Source organism: Sulfuricystis multivorans (genome assembly GCF_003966565.1).
Taxonomy (GTDB): Bacteria; Pseudomonadota; Gammaproteobacteria; order Burkholderiales; family Rhodocyclaceae; genus Sulfuricystis; species Sulfuricystis multivorans.
On the sequence record NZ_AP018718.1, the window covers coordinates 1,985,699 to 2,001,038 of the forward strand.

Annotated in this window: 12 protein-coding genes; 7 read left to right on the forward strand and 5 right to left on the reverse strand. The window is 64.1% G+C overall.

What is annotated here, in order from left to right:
- Nucleotides 1-210: 210 nt before the first annotated feature.
- Genes pap through EL335_RS09985 form a run of 3 tightly spaced genes read left to right on the forward strand, consistent with a single transcriptional unit; the run spans nucleotide 211 to nucleotide 3,382 of the window.
- Nucleotides 211-1,737: a polyphosphate:AMP phosphotransferase gene (gene pap / locus EL335_RS09975; RefSeq protein ID WP_126446511.1), complete on the forward strand. Its 1,527-nt coding sequence runs from the start codon at nucleotides 211-213 to the stop codon at nucleotides 1,735-1,737.
- Entirely contained in the window at nucleotides 1,734-3,074 is a 1,341-nt protein-coding gene (gene argA / locus EL335_RS09980) for an amino-acid N-acetyltransferase (RefSeq protein WP_172600078.1), read from the forward strand. Before pap ends, argA begins: the two co-directional genes overlap by 4 nt.
- 35 nt (nucleotides 3,075-3,109) lie before the next feature.
- The gene (locus tag EL335_RS09985) at nucleotides 3,110-3,382 is read left to right on the forward strand and encodes an oxidative damage protection protein (RefSeq protein WP_126446513.1); all 273 of its coding nucleotides are present in this window, start codon (nucleotides 3,110-3,112) and stop codon (nucleotides 3,380-3,382) included.
- 209 nt (nucleotides 3,383-3,591) lie between these two features.
- Here the strand turns inward: EL335_RS09985 and rpiA are convergent, their stop codons facing one another.
- The 4 genes from rpiA to aceE all read right to left on the reverse strand — a co-directional run bounded on the left by rpiA (nucleotide 3,592) and on the right by aceE (nucleotide 9,873).
- Nucleotides 3,592-4,266 carry a ribose-5-phosphate isomerase RpiA gene (gene rpiA / locus EL335_RS09990; RefSeq protein WP_126446515.1) on the reverse strand — a complete coding sequence of 225 codons (675 nt, stop codon included), beginning with the start codon at nucleotides 4,264-4,266 and terminating at the stop codon, nucleotides 3,592-3,594.
- 81 nt (nucleotides 4,267-4,347) lie between these two features.
- A complete protein-coding gene (gene lpdA / locus EL335_RS09995) occupies nucleotides 4,348-5,790 on the reverse strand; it encodes a dihydrolipoyl dehydrogenase (RefSeq protein ID WP_284155327.1) in 1,443 nt (480 codons plus the stop codon).
- On the reverse strand, nucleotides 5,787-7,166 hold the full coding sequence (aceF, locus tag EL335_RS10000) for a dihydrolipoyllysine-residue acetyltransferase (RefSeq protein WP_284155328.1): 1,380 nt from the start codon (nucleotides 7,164-7,166) through the stop codon (nucleotides 5,787-5,789). Before aceF ends, lpdA begins: the two co-directional genes overlap by 4 nt.
- 4 nt (nucleotides 7,167-7,170) lie before the next feature.
- On the reverse strand, nucleotides 7,171-9,873 hold the full coding sequence (aceE, locus tag EL335_RS10005; RefSeq protein WP_126446518.1) for a pyruvate dehydrogenase (acetyl-transferring), homodimeric type: 2,703 nt from the start codon (nucleotides 9,871-9,873) through the stop codon (nucleotides 7,171-7,173).
- Between the two features lie 176 nt (nucleotides 9,874-10,049).
- On the opposite strand from aceE, the gene EL335_RS10010 reads away from it, so the two are divergent.
- The 4 genes from EL335_RS10010 to EL335_RS10025 all read left to right on the forward strand — a co-directional run bounded on the left by EL335_RS10010 (nucleotide 10,050) and on the right by EL335_RS10025 (nucleotide 14,731).
- On the forward strand, nucleotides 10,050-10,640 hold the full coding sequence (locus tag EL335_RS10010) for a 2-oxoacid:acceptor oxidoreductase subunit gamma family protein (RefSeq protein WP_126446520.1): 591 nt from the start codon (nucleotides 10,050-10,052) through the stop codon (nucleotides 10,638-10,640).
- Complete coding sequence (porA, locus tag EL335_RS10015; protein WP_126446522.1) at nucleotides 10,624-11,877, forward strand: pyruvate ferredoxin oxidoreductase; 1,254 nt, start codon at nucleotides 10,624-10,626, stop codon at nucleotides 11,875-11,877. Before EL335_RS10010 ends, porA begins: the two co-directional genes overlap by 17 nt.
- A 225-nt stretch (nucleotides 11,878-12,102) precedes the next feature.
- Entirely contained in the window at nucleotides 12,103-13,110 is a 1,008-nt protein-coding gene (locus tag EL335_RS10020; RefSeq protein WP_126446524.1) for a thiamine pyrophosphate-dependent enzyme, read from the forward strand.
- A 1-nt stretch (nucleotide 13,111) separates the two neighbouring features.
- Nucleotides 13,112-14,731 (forward strand): NAD(P)-binding protein, encoded by a 1,620-nt coding sequence (locus EL335_RS10025; protein WP_126446526.1) that lies wholly within the window; start codon nucleotides 13,112-13,114, stop codon nucleotides 14,729-14,731.
- Here EL335_RS10025 and EL335_RS10030 read toward each other — a convergent pair.
- The gene (locus EL335_RS10030; RefSeq protein WP_172600079.1) at nucleotides 14,728-15,204 is read right to left on the reverse strand and encodes a Crp/Fnr family transcriptional regulator; all 477 of its coding nucleotides are present in this window, start codon (nucleotides 15,202-15,204) and stop codon (nucleotides 14,728-14,730) included. The two genes, EL335_RS10025 and EL335_RS10030, sit on opposite strands and share 4 nt — an antisense overlap.
- Nucleotides 15,205-15,340 lie beyond the last annotated feature (136 nt).

Here is a 15,340-nt window from a genome sequence, read left to right on the forward strand (position 1 = left end):
TCCATTAGGGCGCAAGGCGATTTCGAGGCGAGGGCGAGGCGATTTGCGTCCGCGCGACGAGCCAATAACCGTGTCTGGCGATACGCGGGGGCGCAAAGGGCCCGCCCGCAGCCCGAAAGCCGCCGTGTGGGCGATGAAATGACCGTATCAAATGCTCATGGCGCATCAGCCCGCTCTCAATGGATAATCTGAATCGAAGGGGAGACATCCATGTTCGAATCCGCCGAGATCGGCCACCAGATCGACAAGGCCACCTGGAAGAGCACGGTGCCGCAGCTGCGCACCGATTTGCTCGACGCGCAATACGAGCTCAAGGAACAGAGCAGGTTCTCGGTCATCGTGCTGATTTCCGGCCAGGATGGTGCCGGCAAGGGCGAGACGATCAACCTGCTCTACGAATGGATGGATCCGCGCTTTCTCTCGACGCTGGCGTTTTCCGAGCCCACCGACGAAGAACGCGAACGTCCGGTGATGTGGCGCTACTGGCGGGCGCTGCCGCCCAAAGGGCGCATCGGCATTTTCGCCGGCTCGTGGTATTCGAATCCGATCCATGAGCGCATCGCTGGAACGATCAAGCAGGCGGCGCTCGATGCGCGTATCGACCAGATCAACCGCTTCGAGCAGATGCTCGTCAACGAGGGCGCGCTGGTGCTGAAATTCTGGCTCCACCTCACCAAGGCAGGGCAGAAGCGGCGTCTCAAGGCACTGGAAAAGGACCCGCGCACCGCCTGGCGCGTGACGAAATGGAACTGGGAGCGGCTGAAGACCTACGATCAGCTCCAGGAAGTCGCCGGCCATGTGTTGCGCATGACCAACACGCCCTGGGCGCCGTGGATCATCGTCGCGGGCGAAGACGACCGCTACCGCAGCCTCACCGTCGGCAAGATCATTTTCGATGCGCTGCGCGCCCGTCTGGCCGATGGCGAACGATCGTCATCGCCCGTCACTCCGCCGATCCAGCCGAACATCGACGGGCGCGATGTGATCAGCGAGCTCGATCTGACCCAAAAGCTGACCAGGAAGCAGTATGAGACCCAGCTCGCACACTGGCAGGGACGCCTGTCCGAATTGGTGCGCGATCCGCGCTTCAAGAAGCATTCGCTGATCTGTGTCTTCGAAGGCGTCGATGCCGCTGGCAAGGGTGGGACGATCCGCCGTGTCGCCGCGGCGATGGATGCCCGCCAGTACCAGATCGTGCCGGTGGCAGCGCCCACCGAGGAAGAGCGCGCTCAGCCCTATCTGTGGCGTTTCTGGCGGCATGTGCCACGCACGGGGCGCGTGACGATCTTCGACCGTTCCTGGTATGGCCGTGTGCTGGTCGAACGCATCGAAGGCTTCTGCGCCGAGGCCGACTGGCTGCGTGCCTATTCGGAAATCAACGATTTCGAACACGAGCTGGCACAGGCCGGTGCCGTCATCGTCAAGTTCTGGCTGCAGATCAGCAAGGAAGAGCAGCTCAAGCGCTTCAAGGCGCGCGAACAGACCGACTACAAGCGTTTCAAGATCACCGACGAGGACTGGCGCAATCGCGAGAAATGGGACGACTACCACCGCGCGGTGTGCGACATGGTCGACCGCACCAGCACCGGCACGGCGCCGTGGACGCTCATCGCGGCGGAAGACAAGGCCTATGCGCGCGTCAAGGTATTGCGTACCCTCTGCGAGCGGCTTTCCGCTGCGCTGGAAGGAAAAAACCCCGCGGGCGTCGGCGGCAAAGGAAAGAAAGGCCGGCAATGATGGAATCGAACGAAACCACGCTCACTGACGAACGGCTGGTCGCCTGGGTACGCCAGGCGGCGCCGTACATCCATGCCTTTCGCGGCCGCACTTTCGTGATCGCCTTCGGCGGCGAAGCGCTCGAAGACCGGGCCAGCGCGCAGGCGCTGATCCACGACATCGCGCTTTTGGACAGCATGGGCATCCGCCTCGTGCTGGTGCACGGCGCGCGGCCGCAGATCGACGCCGAAATGGCGGCGCGCGGCCTCCCGCCCCGCTTCCACAAGGGTCTGCGCATCACCGACGCCGCCGCGCTCGAATGCGTCAAGCGCGCGCTCGGCGTCACCCGCATCGAGATCGAGGCGATGCTCTCGCAGGGGCTGCCGAACACGCCGCTGGCCGGCGGCTTCCTGCGTGTGACCGGCGGCAACTTCATCTCTGCCAAGCCGGTCGGCGTCGTCGATGGCATCGACCATCACTACACCGGGGCGGTGCGCAACGTCATCGCCGAGGAAATCCAGGCCGACCTCGCCCAGGAAAACGTCGTGCTGATCTCGCCGATTGGCGCCTCACCGTCCGGGGAAATCTTCAATCTCGCCTGGGAAGAAGTCGCCGAAGCCGTCGCCTGCGCCATCCACGCCGACAAGCTGATCTTCCTGGTCGACGCCCCAGGTCTTCTCGATCGCAAGGGCGAGCGCATCGACGCGCTCACCGCCGACGAGGGCGAAGCGCTGCTCAAGAAACGCATCAAACAGTCGCCCGAAGTGACCCGCGTGCTGCCGGGCGCGCTGCGCGCGGTGCGCGGCGGCAAGGTGGGCCGCGTGCATTTCCTCGACCGGCGCCGCGACGGCGCGATGCTGATGGAATTCTTCACGCGCGATGGCATCGGCACCGTGCTCACCCATGCGCCGCTCGAGCGCATCCGCGGCGCGACGATCCACGACGTCGCCGCGATCCTCGCGTTGATCGCGCCGCTGGAAGCCGACGGCACGCTGGTCAAGCGCGGCCGCGAGCGCATCGAGATGGAGATCGAGCGCTTCTCGGTGCTGGAACTCGACGGCACGGTGGTCGGCTGCGCCGCGCTTTATCCGTTTTCGGATGCCAAGGCTGGCGAACTCGCTTGCCTGGCGGTGATGCCAGAATACCGCGAGATCGGCTATGGCGACCGGCTGCGGCGTCACATCGAGCAGCGGGCGAAACAGCTGGGCATCAAACGCCTGTTCGTGCTGACGACCCGCACCGCGCACTGGTTCACCGAACGCGGCTTCGTTCCCACCGATGTCGGCGAACTACCCGAACAACGCCGCGAGCTCTACAACTTCCAGCGGCGCTCGAAGGTGCTGGTGAAGAATCTGTAGAATGACCTGCCCAACGATACGAAGAGGATTTCCCCATGGCTAGAACCGTCAAATGCGTCAAACTCGGCCGCGAGGCCGAAGGTCTCGATTTCCCGCCGATGCCCGGCGAGCTCGGTAAGCGCATCTTCGAAAACGTCTCGAAGGAAGCCTGGCAGCAGTGGATCCGCATGCAGACGATGATCATCAACGAAAATCGACTGAACCTCGCCGACCCCTCGCACCGCAAATACCTCGCCGAGCAGGTTGAAAAGCACTTCTTCGGCTCCGGCGCCGACCGTGTTCAGGGTTACGTTCCTCCGCGTAGCTGACAAAGGTCTTGCGAAGAGCAAAGTGCTTTCGGCGTAGGCTAACGTGAGCGCAAGCGAACGTTAAGCGAGGCGAACAGCCGAGCGGCCGAAGCCAAAAGCACTTCTTCGGCTCCGGCGCCGACCGTGTTCAGGGCTACGTTCCGCCGCGAAGCTAATTGCTACGTTCCGCCGCGAAGCTAATCGCTACGTGCCGCCGCGAAGTTGATCGGCTATTTCGTCAGCTTTCGCACGCCCTCGGGTGTCGCCAACAGCAATAGGTCGGCACCGCGACGCGCGAACAAACCGTTGGTGACGACGCCGACGATCTGGTTGAGCGTCGTCTCCAGCCCAGCCGGATCATCGATCTGCCAGCCATGCACGTCGAGGATCACGTTGCCGTTGTCGGTGACGAAGCCTTCGCGCAGCTTCGGCTCGCCGCCGAGCTTGACGATCTCGCGCGCGACGTAGGCGCGCGCCATCGGGATCACCTCGATGGGCAGCGGAAACTTGCCGAGCTTGGCGACGAGCTTCGATTCATCGCAGATGCAAACGAATCTTTCGGCCACCGCGGCGACGATCTTCTCGCGGGTGAGCGCCCCGCCGCCGCCCTTGACCATCTCGAGCCTTGCGGTGATCTCGTCGGCGCCATCGACATAGACCGGCATCGCGGTGACCTCGTTGAGGTCCAGCACCTCGATGCCGTGACCCTCGAGACGCTTTTTCGTCGCCTCGGAACTGGCCACCGTCGCGGCGATGTGATGCTTGATCTTCGCCAGCGCGTCGATGAAGAAATTGGCCGTCGAGCCGGTGCCCACACCGATGATGCTGCCGGCCGGCACGTTTTGCGCGACAAAGTCCGCCGCCGCCTGGGCGACGGCCTGTTTCAGCTCGTCCTGCGTTGCCATGCGTGTTTCCTCCTTGCAGCGCCCGGTCGAGCCGGGCTTGTGATCGAAATAGTCGAATGCCTTCGTGTAAGCCGCCGAATTTCAGCGTTTCTTCAGCGGCGGCAGATCGGTGCAGGAACCATGCGCCACTTCGGCCGCCAGGCCGATGGATTCACCGAGCGTCGGATGCGGATGGATGGTCTTGCCGATATCGATCGCATCGGCGCCCATTTCGATCGCCAGCGCGATCTCGCCGATCATGTCGCCTGCCGACGGGCCGACGATCGTGCCGCCGACGATGCGATGGGTTTCGGCATCGAAGATGAGCTTCGTGAAACCATACTCGGCGCCATTGGCGATCGCGCGGCCGGAGGCGGCCCAGGGGAATTTCGCCACCTCGACCGCCCTCCCCTGCTTCTTCGCTTCGTCCTCGCCCAGTCCCACCCAGGCAACTTCCGGGTGTGTGTAGGCCACGCCCGGTATCACCGTCGCATCGAAATGCGCCTTTTGCCCGGCAGCGGCTTCGGCGGCGACATGGCCCTGATGCACCGCCTTGTGCGCGAGCATCGGCTGGCCGACGATGTCGCCGATCGCGAAGATGTGCGGCACATTGGTGCGCATCTGGGTATCGACGGCGATGAAGCCGCGCGCATCGACCGCGACACCCGCTTTTTCCGCGCCGATCTTCTTGCCGTTCGGGCTGCGGCCGGCGGCCTGCAGAATCAGGTCGTAGCGCTGCGGCTCATTGGGCGCATGCTCGCCTTCAAACGTCACCCATAGCCCATCGTCGCGCGCCTTAACGGTGGTGGTCTTCGTCTTCAGCATGATCCGGTCGAAGCGATGGGCATTGTGCTTTTCCCACACCTTCACTGCGTCGCGGTCGGGGCCTTGCATCAGGCCGTCCATCATCTCGACGACATCGACGCGAGCGCCCAGCGTCGAATAGACGGTGGCCATCTCCAGCCCGATGATGCCGCCGCCGATGACGAGCATCTTCTGGGGCGCGCGCGGCAATGCGAGCGCCCCGGTCGAATCGACGATGCGCGGATCATCGGGCAGGAAGGGCAGATGCACGGCGGCCGAACCCGCGGCGATGATGCACTTCTCGAAGCGGATGACGCGCTTGTGGCCCGTCTTTTCCTGCGCCGGCCCCGCGGTTTCCTCGACTTCGAGATGATGCGCGTCGAGGAAATGGCCGTAGCCGCGCACCACCTCGACCTTGCGGGCTTTCGCCATGCCAGCAAGGCCTTGGGTCAGCTTGCCGACCACCTTCTCTTTATGTGCGCGCAGCTTGCCGATGTCGATCTGCGGGGCAGCGAAGTCGACACCAGCAGAGGAGACGCGCTGCGCTTCCTCGATCACCGCGGCGATGTGCAAGAGCGCCTTCGACGGAATGCAGCCGACATTGAGGCAGACGCCGCCCAAGGTCGGATAACGCTCGACCAGCACGGTTTTCATGCCGAGATCGGCGGCGCGGAAGGCCGCCGAATAGCCGCCGGGGCCTGCGCCGAGCACCAGCAGTTCGGTCTCGATCGGCGCATTCACAGCAGCACCCTCCGGAAGTCGCCGAGCAATTGGGCCAGATAAGCGTTGAAGCGCGTCGCCAACGCGCCGTCGATGACGCGATGATCGGCGGAGAGCGACAGCGGCAGGATCAGACGCGGCACGAACTCCTGGCCATTCCACACCGGCTTGATGCTGGCCTTGCTGACGCCGAGGATCGCCACCTCCGGCGCATTGACGATCGGCGAGAATGCGGTGCCGCCGATGCCGCCAACGCTCGAAATGGTGAAGCTCGCGCCCTGCATCTCGGTGGGGGAAAGCTTGCCTTCGCGCGCCTTTTTCGCAAGCTCGGCGGTTTCCTGCGCGATCTCGATGACCCCCTTCTTGTCGGCCTCTTTCAGCACCGGCACGACCAGGCCGTTCGGCGTGTCGGCAGCAAAGCCGATGTGCCAGTAGTTTTTATAGACGATCTCGTCGCCGTCGAGCGAGCCGTTGAGCTCGGGATATTTCTTCAGCGCCGCGACGGCTGCCTTGATGATGAAGGCGAGCATCGTGATCTTGATGCCGGTTTTCTCGTTTTCCTTGTTGAGCGTCACGCGCAAGGCTTCGAGCTCGGTGACGTCGGCATCCTCGTGATAGGTCACTGCCGGGATCATCACCCAGTTGCGGGCCAAATTCGGCCCGGAAATCTTCTTGATGCGCGACAAGGGCTTTCTCTCGACCGGGCCGAACTTGGCGAAATCGACCTGCGGCCAGGGCGGCAGATTCAGCCCTGCCCCCAAACTCGGCGCTGACGGGACGGCACCACCGGCGAGCGCGGCTTTCACGAAGGCCTGGACGTCCTGATGCGTAATGCGCCCTTTCGGCCCGCTGCCTTTCACCTGCGCGATGTCGACGCCCAGTTCGCGCGCGAAGCGGCGCACCGAAGGGCTGGCGTGCGGCTTGACGCCATCGAGCTCGGCGACGATCTCGGCCGGCGATGGCAGGCGCACGGGTGGCGGCAGGATCGCGATGGTCGGCGTCGGCGGCACGGGGCCGGCTGACGCAGACGGCGCAACGACCGGCGCCGGCACGGCCTCGGGAGTCCGTGCGGCGGCGGCCTCGGGAGTCTGTGCGGCTGCGGCCTCGGGAGTCCGTGCGGCGGCCTCGGGCGCCGGGGCCGCTGGTGTTGCGGGCGCTGGCGCTTGGGCGGCCGGTTCGAGCACGACGATCGACGTCCCTTCGCTGACCTTGTCGCCGAGCTTGACCTTGACTTCCTTGACGATGCCCGCGGCGGGGCTGGGCACGTCCATCGTCGCCTTGTCCGATTCGAGCGTGATCAGCGCATCTTCGGCCTTGACCTCATCGCCCGGTTTGACGTGGATCTCGATGACCGGAACGTCCTTGAAATCACCGATGTCGGGAACTTGGATGTCCATCGCCTCAGACTCCCAGCGGATTCGGTTTGGCCGGATCGAGGCCATATTTCACGATCGCCGCCTTCACGGTAGCCACCTCGATCGCCCCGTCTTCGAGAAGCGCCGACAGCGCCGCCAGCGCGATCCAGCGGCGATCCACCTCGAAGAAGTCGCGCAGCTTCTCGCGCGTATCGGAACGACCGAAGCCGTCGGTGCCGAGCACCGTGTAGCGACGCCCGCCTTCGGTGATGAAAGGACGGATCTGCTCGGCATACAGGCGCACATAATCGGTCGCGGCAACGATCGGCCCGCGCGTGTCGGCGAGCAGCTTCTTGGCATGGCAGACCGGCTTCGGCTCGTCCGGATGCAGCAGGCGGTAGCGCGTGCAAGCGTGGCCATCGCGCGCCAGCTCGGTAAAGCTCGGGCAGCTCCACAGATCGGCCTCGATGCCCCAGTCGGCCTTCAACAGCTCGGCGGCGGCGATCACCTCGCGGAAGATCGTCCCGGAACCGAGCAATTGCACGCGCGGGCCGTTGCTGCTGGCGCCCTTCCTGAACAGATACATGCCCTTGACGATGTCTTGCTCGACGCCTTCCGGCAGGGCCGGATGCTCGTAGTTCTCGTTCATCACCGTGATGTAATAGAACACGTCTTGCTGCTCGGCCACCATGCGCCGCAGACCATCCTGGATGATCACCGCCAGCTCGTAGGCAAAGGTCGGATCATAGGAGAGGCAGTTCGGGATCGCCGCGGCGAGCAGCTGCGAATGGCCATCCTCATGCTGCAGCCCCTCGCCATTGAGCGTCGTGCGCCCGGCGGTGCCGCCGATCAAAAAGCCGCGCGCACGCGAATCGCCCGCGGCCCAAGCCAGATCCATCGTGCGCTGCAGGCCGAACATCGAATAGAAGATGTAGAAGGGAATCATCTGCACGCCATGCGTCGAATAGCTCGTCGCCGCGGCGATCCAGTCGGCCATCGCACCGGCCTCGTTGATCCCCTCCTGAAGAATCTGGCCGTCTTTCGATTCCTTGTAGAACATCAGCTGGTCGGCATCCTGCGGCACGTACTTTTGCCCTTCCTGGTTCCAGATGCCGATCTGGCGGAACAGACCCTCCATGCCGAAGGTGCGCGATTCGTCCGGCACGATCGGCACGATGCGCCGCCCAAGCTGTTTGTCCTTGATCAGCAAGCCGAGCAAGCGCACGAAGGCCATCGTCGTCGAGAATTCACGCCCTTCGCCGGAAGCCTTCAGCAGCGACTCGAATGCCGACAGCGGCGGTACCGGCAATGGCTCGACCCGGCGTCGCCGTTGCGGCAGATAGCCGCCCAGCGCCAGCCGCCGGCTCCTCATGTATTCGAGCTCGGCCGAGCCTTCGGGGAATTTCAGATAGGGCAGCTTCTCGAGGTCTTCGTCGGCGATCGGCAAACGGAAGCGGTCGCGGAAGGCCTTCAGCGACGTGGTGCCCATCTTCTTCTGCTGATGGGTGATGTTCTGCGCCTGGCCCGATTCGCCCATGCCATAGCCCTTGATGGTCTTGGCGAGGATCACCGTCGGCTGCCCGGCATGCTCCATCGCGGCCTTGTAGGCGGCATAGATCTTGTGCGGATCGTGTCCGCCACGGTTGAGGCGCCAAATGTCGTCGTCGGTCCAGTTGGCGACCATCGCCTTCAATTCCGGCGTGTTGAAGAAATGCTCGCGCACGTAGGCGCCGTCCTTCGACTTGAAGGTCTGGTAATCGCCGTCGACGCATTCCATCATGCGCTTCCTGAGCAGTCCCTTCTTGTCCTGCGCCAGCAGGGAATCCCAGTAGCTGCCCCAGATCACCTTGATCACGTTCCAGCCGGCGCCGCGGAATTCGGCCTCCAGTTCCTGGATGATCTTGCCGTTGCCGCGCACCGGCCCGTCGAGGCGTTGCAGATTGCAGTTGACCACGAAGATCAAGTTGTCGAGCCGCTCGCGGCCGGCCATGCCGATCGCGCCCATCGATTCCGGCTCGTCCATCTCACCATCGCCCATGAAGGCCCACACCTTGCGGTCGGTGGTCTTGGCCAGCCCGCGATCTTCGAGGTATTTCATGAAGCGCGCCTGATAGATCGCCTGCAAAGGCCCCAGGCCCATCGATACGGTGGGGAACTGCCAGAACTCCGGCATGAGCCAAGGGTGCGGATAGGAAGGCAGTCCCTTGCCATCCACCTCGCGCCGAAAGCCGTCGAGCTGCTCTTCGGTGAGCCGACCGAGCAGGAAAGCGCGCGCATAGATGCCGGGGGCGGAATGGCCCTGGAAATAGATCAAGTCGCCGCCCGAAGGATGATTCGGGCCGCGCCAGAAATGCTGGAAACCGACGTCATAGAGGGTCGCGGCCGAGGCGAAGCTCGCGATGTGACCACCCAGGTTCGACTTGTCGCGGTTGGCGCGCAGCACCATCGCCAGCGCGTTCCAGCGCACATAGGAACGGATGCGGTTTTCGATCGCATAGTCGCCGGGCGCGAGCGGCTGGCGGTCGACCGGAATGGTATTGACGTAATCGGTGTTGGCGGAATACGGTAGGTTGATGCCGGCACGCCGTCCCAGCGTGATCAGTTGCTCGATCAGGTAGTGGGCGCGCTCGGCGCCTTCCTGCTCGATGACGGCCTCCAGCGCATCGAGCCACTCCTGTGTCTCCTGCGAATCGGCATCATCACCGCGGGCGGCCAAAACGGAAGCCGCACCAGACTGAACCTCGGACATATCTCCTCCTGTATGGAGCGATGGAATCGGGCTTCGCGGGGTGCGCGAAGCGGTTGTTCGTATAGGCCGCCGGGTAGGCGGCGCTGCCGATGTTAAAGGGTTAAACTCACCCTCGCAATCGGGCAGTGCACCATGAACGCCACAGCAGGCCCGATCCATCACGAGGAGAACGCAGCATGTTCCAGGCTCGCTTTCACGGCCGCGGTGGTCAAGGGGTCGTCACCGCAGCGGAGATGCTCTCCATCGCCGCCTTCGACGAAGGCCGCCATGCCCAGGCCTTTCCCAGCTTCGGCTCGGAACGCACCGGAGCGCCCGTGGTCGCCTTCTGCCGCATCGACGACAAGGAAATCCGTCTGCGCGAACCGGTCACTGCGCCCGATGCGCTGATCATCCAGGACCCCACGCTCCTGCATCAGGTGGACTGTTTCGCGGGTCTCAAGCCCGACGGCTACATCCTGATCAACACCGGCAAGAGCTTTGCCGAACTTGGGCTGGGCGAATTCGTGGCGAACTACCGCCCAGAGCGGCTGTGCACCCTGCCCGCCACCGAGCTGGCCTTGAAGCATGTCGGCCGGCCGGTGCCCAATGTGCCGCTCTTGGGCGCCTTCGCCGCCGTCACCGGCATCGTCCGGCTCGATTCGGTGCTCAAGGCGATCCGTGAGAAATTCTCCGGCAAGGTTGCCAGCGGCAATATCGCCGCGGCTGCCGAAGCTTTCGAGCTCGCCAGGCAAAAAATGGAGGCTGCCGCCCATGTTGAAACAGTGTGAAGGTTCGCGCGCCGTCGCCGAGGCGGTGGCGCTGTGTCGCCCCGAGGTGGTCTGCGCTTATCCGATTTCGCCGCAGACGCACATCGTCGAAGCGCTGGGCGAGATGGTCAAGGCAGGCACGCTCAGCCCCTGTGAGTTCATCAACGTCGAATCCGAATTCGCCGCGATGTCGGTGGCGATCGGCGCCTCTGCTGCCGGCGCGCGCAGCTACACGGCCACCGCCTCGCAGGGCCTGCTGTTCATGGCTGAAGCCGTATTCAACGCTTCCGGCCTGGGGCTGCCGATCGTGATGACGGTGGCCAATCGGGCGATCGGCGCGCCGATCAACATCTGGAACGACCACTCGGATGCGCTGGCGATGCGCGACGCCGGCTGGATCCAGCTATTTGCCGAGAACAATCAGGAAGCGCTGGATCTGCACATCCAGGCCTTCCGCCTCGGCGAGGAACTCAGCTTGCCGGTAATGGTGTGCATGGACGGCTTCATCCTCACTCACGCCTACGAGCGCGTGGATATGCCGACGCAGGAACAGGTGGACGCCTACCTGCCGAAATACGAGCCGCGCCAGGTGCTCGATCCGGCCGAGCCGGTGTCGATCGGCGCGATGGTCGGCCCCGAGGCCTTCATGGAGGTGCGCTATCTCGCCCATGCCAAACAGATGGAGGCGCTGAAGCTGATCCCGGCGTATGCGGCAGAGTTTTGCAGCATCTTCGGTCGCGATTCGGGCGGCCTCACACACACCTATCGCTGCGAAGACGCCGAGACCATCGTCGTCGCGATGGGTTCGGTGCTCGGCACGATCAAGGACGTCGTCGATGAAATGCGTGCCCAGGGCCACAAGATCGGCGCCTTGGGGATCACGCTGTTCCGCCCCTTCCCGCTCGAGGGCGTGCGTGCGGGTCTGGCGGGGGCGAAGCGCGTCGTGGTGATCGAGAAGAGCATGGCCGTGGGGCTGGGCGGGATACTCTCGACCAACGTGCGCATGGCGCTGTCGGGCTTGCACATGCACGGCTATACGGTCATCGCCGGGCTGGGCGGCCGTGCGATCACCAAGAAGTCGCTGACGGAACTGTTCCTCAAGGCAGAGAAAGACACGCTCGAACACGTCACTTTCCTCGACCTCGACTGGGCGATGGTCAACAAGCAGCTCGAACGGGAGAAGGCGCACCGCCGCTGCGGCCCGGTGGCCGAGAACCTGCTGCGCGACATCGGCGTCGTCGCGGCGAGAAACTATTGAGGCAGGCATGCGGTATGGACAGGCAGCGATTTGCCAGCGGGTGTCGGCAGCCGTCGGCGCAGGGCGTGGATACGGCGCCCGCTTGTCCGAGCATTGCGAGTCGTGGGCGCACCACGCCCAAGCCCAACGGCTGCCCCAGCCGCGAACCATGAGCCGCCCTGCCCATGCCGACTGCCAACGGCTCTCGAGATCATTTGCAGCCTGGCAACATTGAGGGAGAACTCCATGTCCTACCAACCGATCAAGTTCTACCAGACCGGCACCTTCACGGTCGGCAACCGCCTGCTGCCGCCGGAACAGCGCAGCGTGCAGGCGCAGGTCAAGCGCTACAACTCGATCAACTCCGGTCACCGCGCCTGCCAGGGCTGCGGCGAGGCGCTCGGCGCACGCTATGCGATCGACGCGGCGATGGAAGCAACCAACGGTCGGGTGATCTGCGCCAACGCCACTGGCTGTCTGGAAGTGTTCTCGACACCCTATCCGGAAACGAGCTGGCAGGTGCCGTGGCTCCATTCGCTGTTCGGCAACACCGCGGCGGTGGCGACCGGGATCGCCGCAGCGCTCAAGGTGAAGATGCACAAAGGCGAGCGCCGCCACATCCGTGTCGTCGCCCAGGGCGGCGATGGCGGCACCACCGACATCGGCTTCGGCTGTCTCTCCGGCATGTTCGAGCGCAACGACGACGTGCTTTACATCTGCTATGACAACAACGGCTACATGAACACCGGCGTGCAGCGCTCCTCCGCCACGCCGCCGGCGGCGCGCACCACGACCACGCCGGCGGCCGGGCCCGAGCCGGGCAATCCGTTCGGTCAGGGCAAGTTCGTGCCGGCGATCGCGATGGCGCACGAGATTCCTTATGTGGCCACCGCGACGGTCGCCGATCTCAGAGACCTCGAAGCCAAGGTGCGCCGCGCGATGGAATTTCACGGCGCGCGCTATCTGCACATCCTCGTGCCCTGCCCGCTCGGCTGGGGCACGCAGCCGAACGAGACGATCAAGATGGCGCGGCTCGCCAAGGAGACGGGCTTGTTTCCGGTCTTCGAAGCCGAATACGGCGAGCAAAAGTCGGCGCTGGCGATACGGCACCCCCTGCCCGTCGAGGAATATCTGAAGCCGCAGAAACGCTTTGCTCACCTGTTCGCGCCGAAGCTGCGCACCGAGGCGATCGCCCGGCTGCAGGCGCTCGCCGATCGCAACATCCGGAAATACAAGCTGCTCGAAGGAATGTGACATGGACAAGCCCTTTGCCATCACCCTCGATCCCGGCTCCTCGCTCGCCAACCGCACCGGCTCATGGCGCACTTTCCGGCCGGTGTATGTCGACCGTCTGCCGCCGTGCAATGCCGCCTGCCCGGCCGGGGAAAACATCCAGGGCTGGCTCTATCATGCCGAAGCCGGCGACTACGAAGCGGCCTGGCGCGCGCTGGTGGAAAACAACCCGCTGCCCGCGATCATGGGCCGCGTCTGCTACCATCCCTGCGAGGGCGCCTGCAACCGTCAGCATCTGGATGAGGCGGTCGGCATCAATTCGGTCGAACGCTTCCTCGGCGACGAGGCGATCAAACGCGGCTGGCGTTTTGCCAAACCCGAGACGAAAAGCGGCAAGAAGGTGCTGGTCGTAGGCGCCGGGCCATCGGGTCTTTCCTGCGCCTATCACCTCGCCCGGCTGGGCCACCAAGTAGAAATTCGCGAAGCCGCTCCCTATCCCGGCGGCATGATGCGCTTCGGCATCCCGAAATACCGCCTGCCGCGCGAGGTGATCGACGCCGAAGTCGCGCGCATCCTCGAGTTGGGCGTCACCCTGAAGCTCAACGCCAAGGTCGGCGATCTCGAAGCGGCGATGCAGGAAGGTTTCGATGCCGCCTTTCTCGCCGTCGGCGCGCACATCGGCAAGCGCGCCTACATTCCGGCCGGCACCGCCGCAAAGATGCTCGATGCGGTCTCGGTGCTGCGTTCGCTAGCAGGCGACGAGAAGCCGCAGCTCGGCCGCCGTGTCGTCGTCTATGGCGGCGGCAACACGGCGATCGACGTCGCCCGCTCGGTGAAGCGCCTGGGCGCCGAGCCGGTGATCGTCTATCGCCGCACCCGCGACAAGGCGCCGGCGCACGATTCCGAGATCGAAGAAGCGCTCGAGGAAGGCGTGATGATCAAGTGGCTGGCGACGATCAAGCATGCCGACGCCGGCGAAATCACCATCGAGAAGATGGTGCTCGACGACAAAGGCTTCCCGCAGCCGACCGGCGAATTCGAGACGCTGGCGGCGGATTCGGTGGTGATGGCGCTCGGCCAGGACGTGGACCTGTCGCTGCTCGAGAAGGTGCCCGGGCTGGAGGTGAAAGACGGCGTCGTGCAGGTCGGCCCGAACATGATGACCGGTCGCCCCGGCATCTTCGCCGGCGGCGACATGGTGCCCTCCGAGCGTACCGTGACGGTCGCGGTCGGCCACGGCAGACAGGCCGCGCGCCACATCGACGCCTGGCTGAAAGGCGAAACCTATCTTCCGCCCCCCAAGCATGAGCCTGCCACCTTCGACAAGCTCAACACCTGGTATTACTCCGAGGCGCCGCATCAGGTGCGGCCGACGCTCGACATCCTGCGCCGCCAGTCCACGTTCGACGAAGTGGTGCAGGGGCTGGATGAATCGAATGCCCTGTTCGAAGCACGCCGCTGCTTATCCTGCGGCAACTGCTTCGAATGCGACAACTGTTACGGCGTCTGCCCGGACAATGCGGTGATCAAGCTCGGCCCTGGCAAGCGCTTCGAATTCAATTACGACTATTGCAAGGGCTGCGGGCTGTGCGCGGCGGAATGTCCGTGCGGAGCGATCAAGATGGTGCCGGAAGAAAACTAGCGTGGCGTGATCGCCAAGCGGCGAATCTTCTCGTGCATCCGTTCGAGATTGATGTTGAGCATGCGGAACAGGCCACGCATGAAATTGTAGACCTGGCGCGGATGAGTTTCGATCAAGAGCTCGAAATCGTCCGGCCGCACGGCATACACCACCGTCGGCCCCTTGGCCTGCAAGGTCACCTGGCGTGGCGTGCGCTCGACGAAACAGCGGATGCCGGCACAATCGCCGGCCTTCATCGTATTCACGATCCGGTTACGGCCATTGACCTTGCTGCTCACTTTGAGACTGCCGGCGGTGACGATGAAAAGCGTGTAATCCTCGTCGCCCTCGCGCACCAACACCTCGCCATCCGTCAGTTCGCGCACTTCCATGACGGTGGCCAAGACCTGGCAGTCGAGGTCGCCAAGAAACCTGCCGAGCTCGGAATCCTTGATGAGCAAGCGCGCCGGTTCGTGTTCTGACGTGATGGGCATGGGCGACAGACCTACGATTTCGAGACGAAAAAAAGTATATCGACCCCTGCCGATTCGCCCCATTGTTAGATTTTGGGTGGGAATAGGACGCTTCTATGCCGCCACGTCCGTTGGGGCAGTGATCGAGTTCGATTTG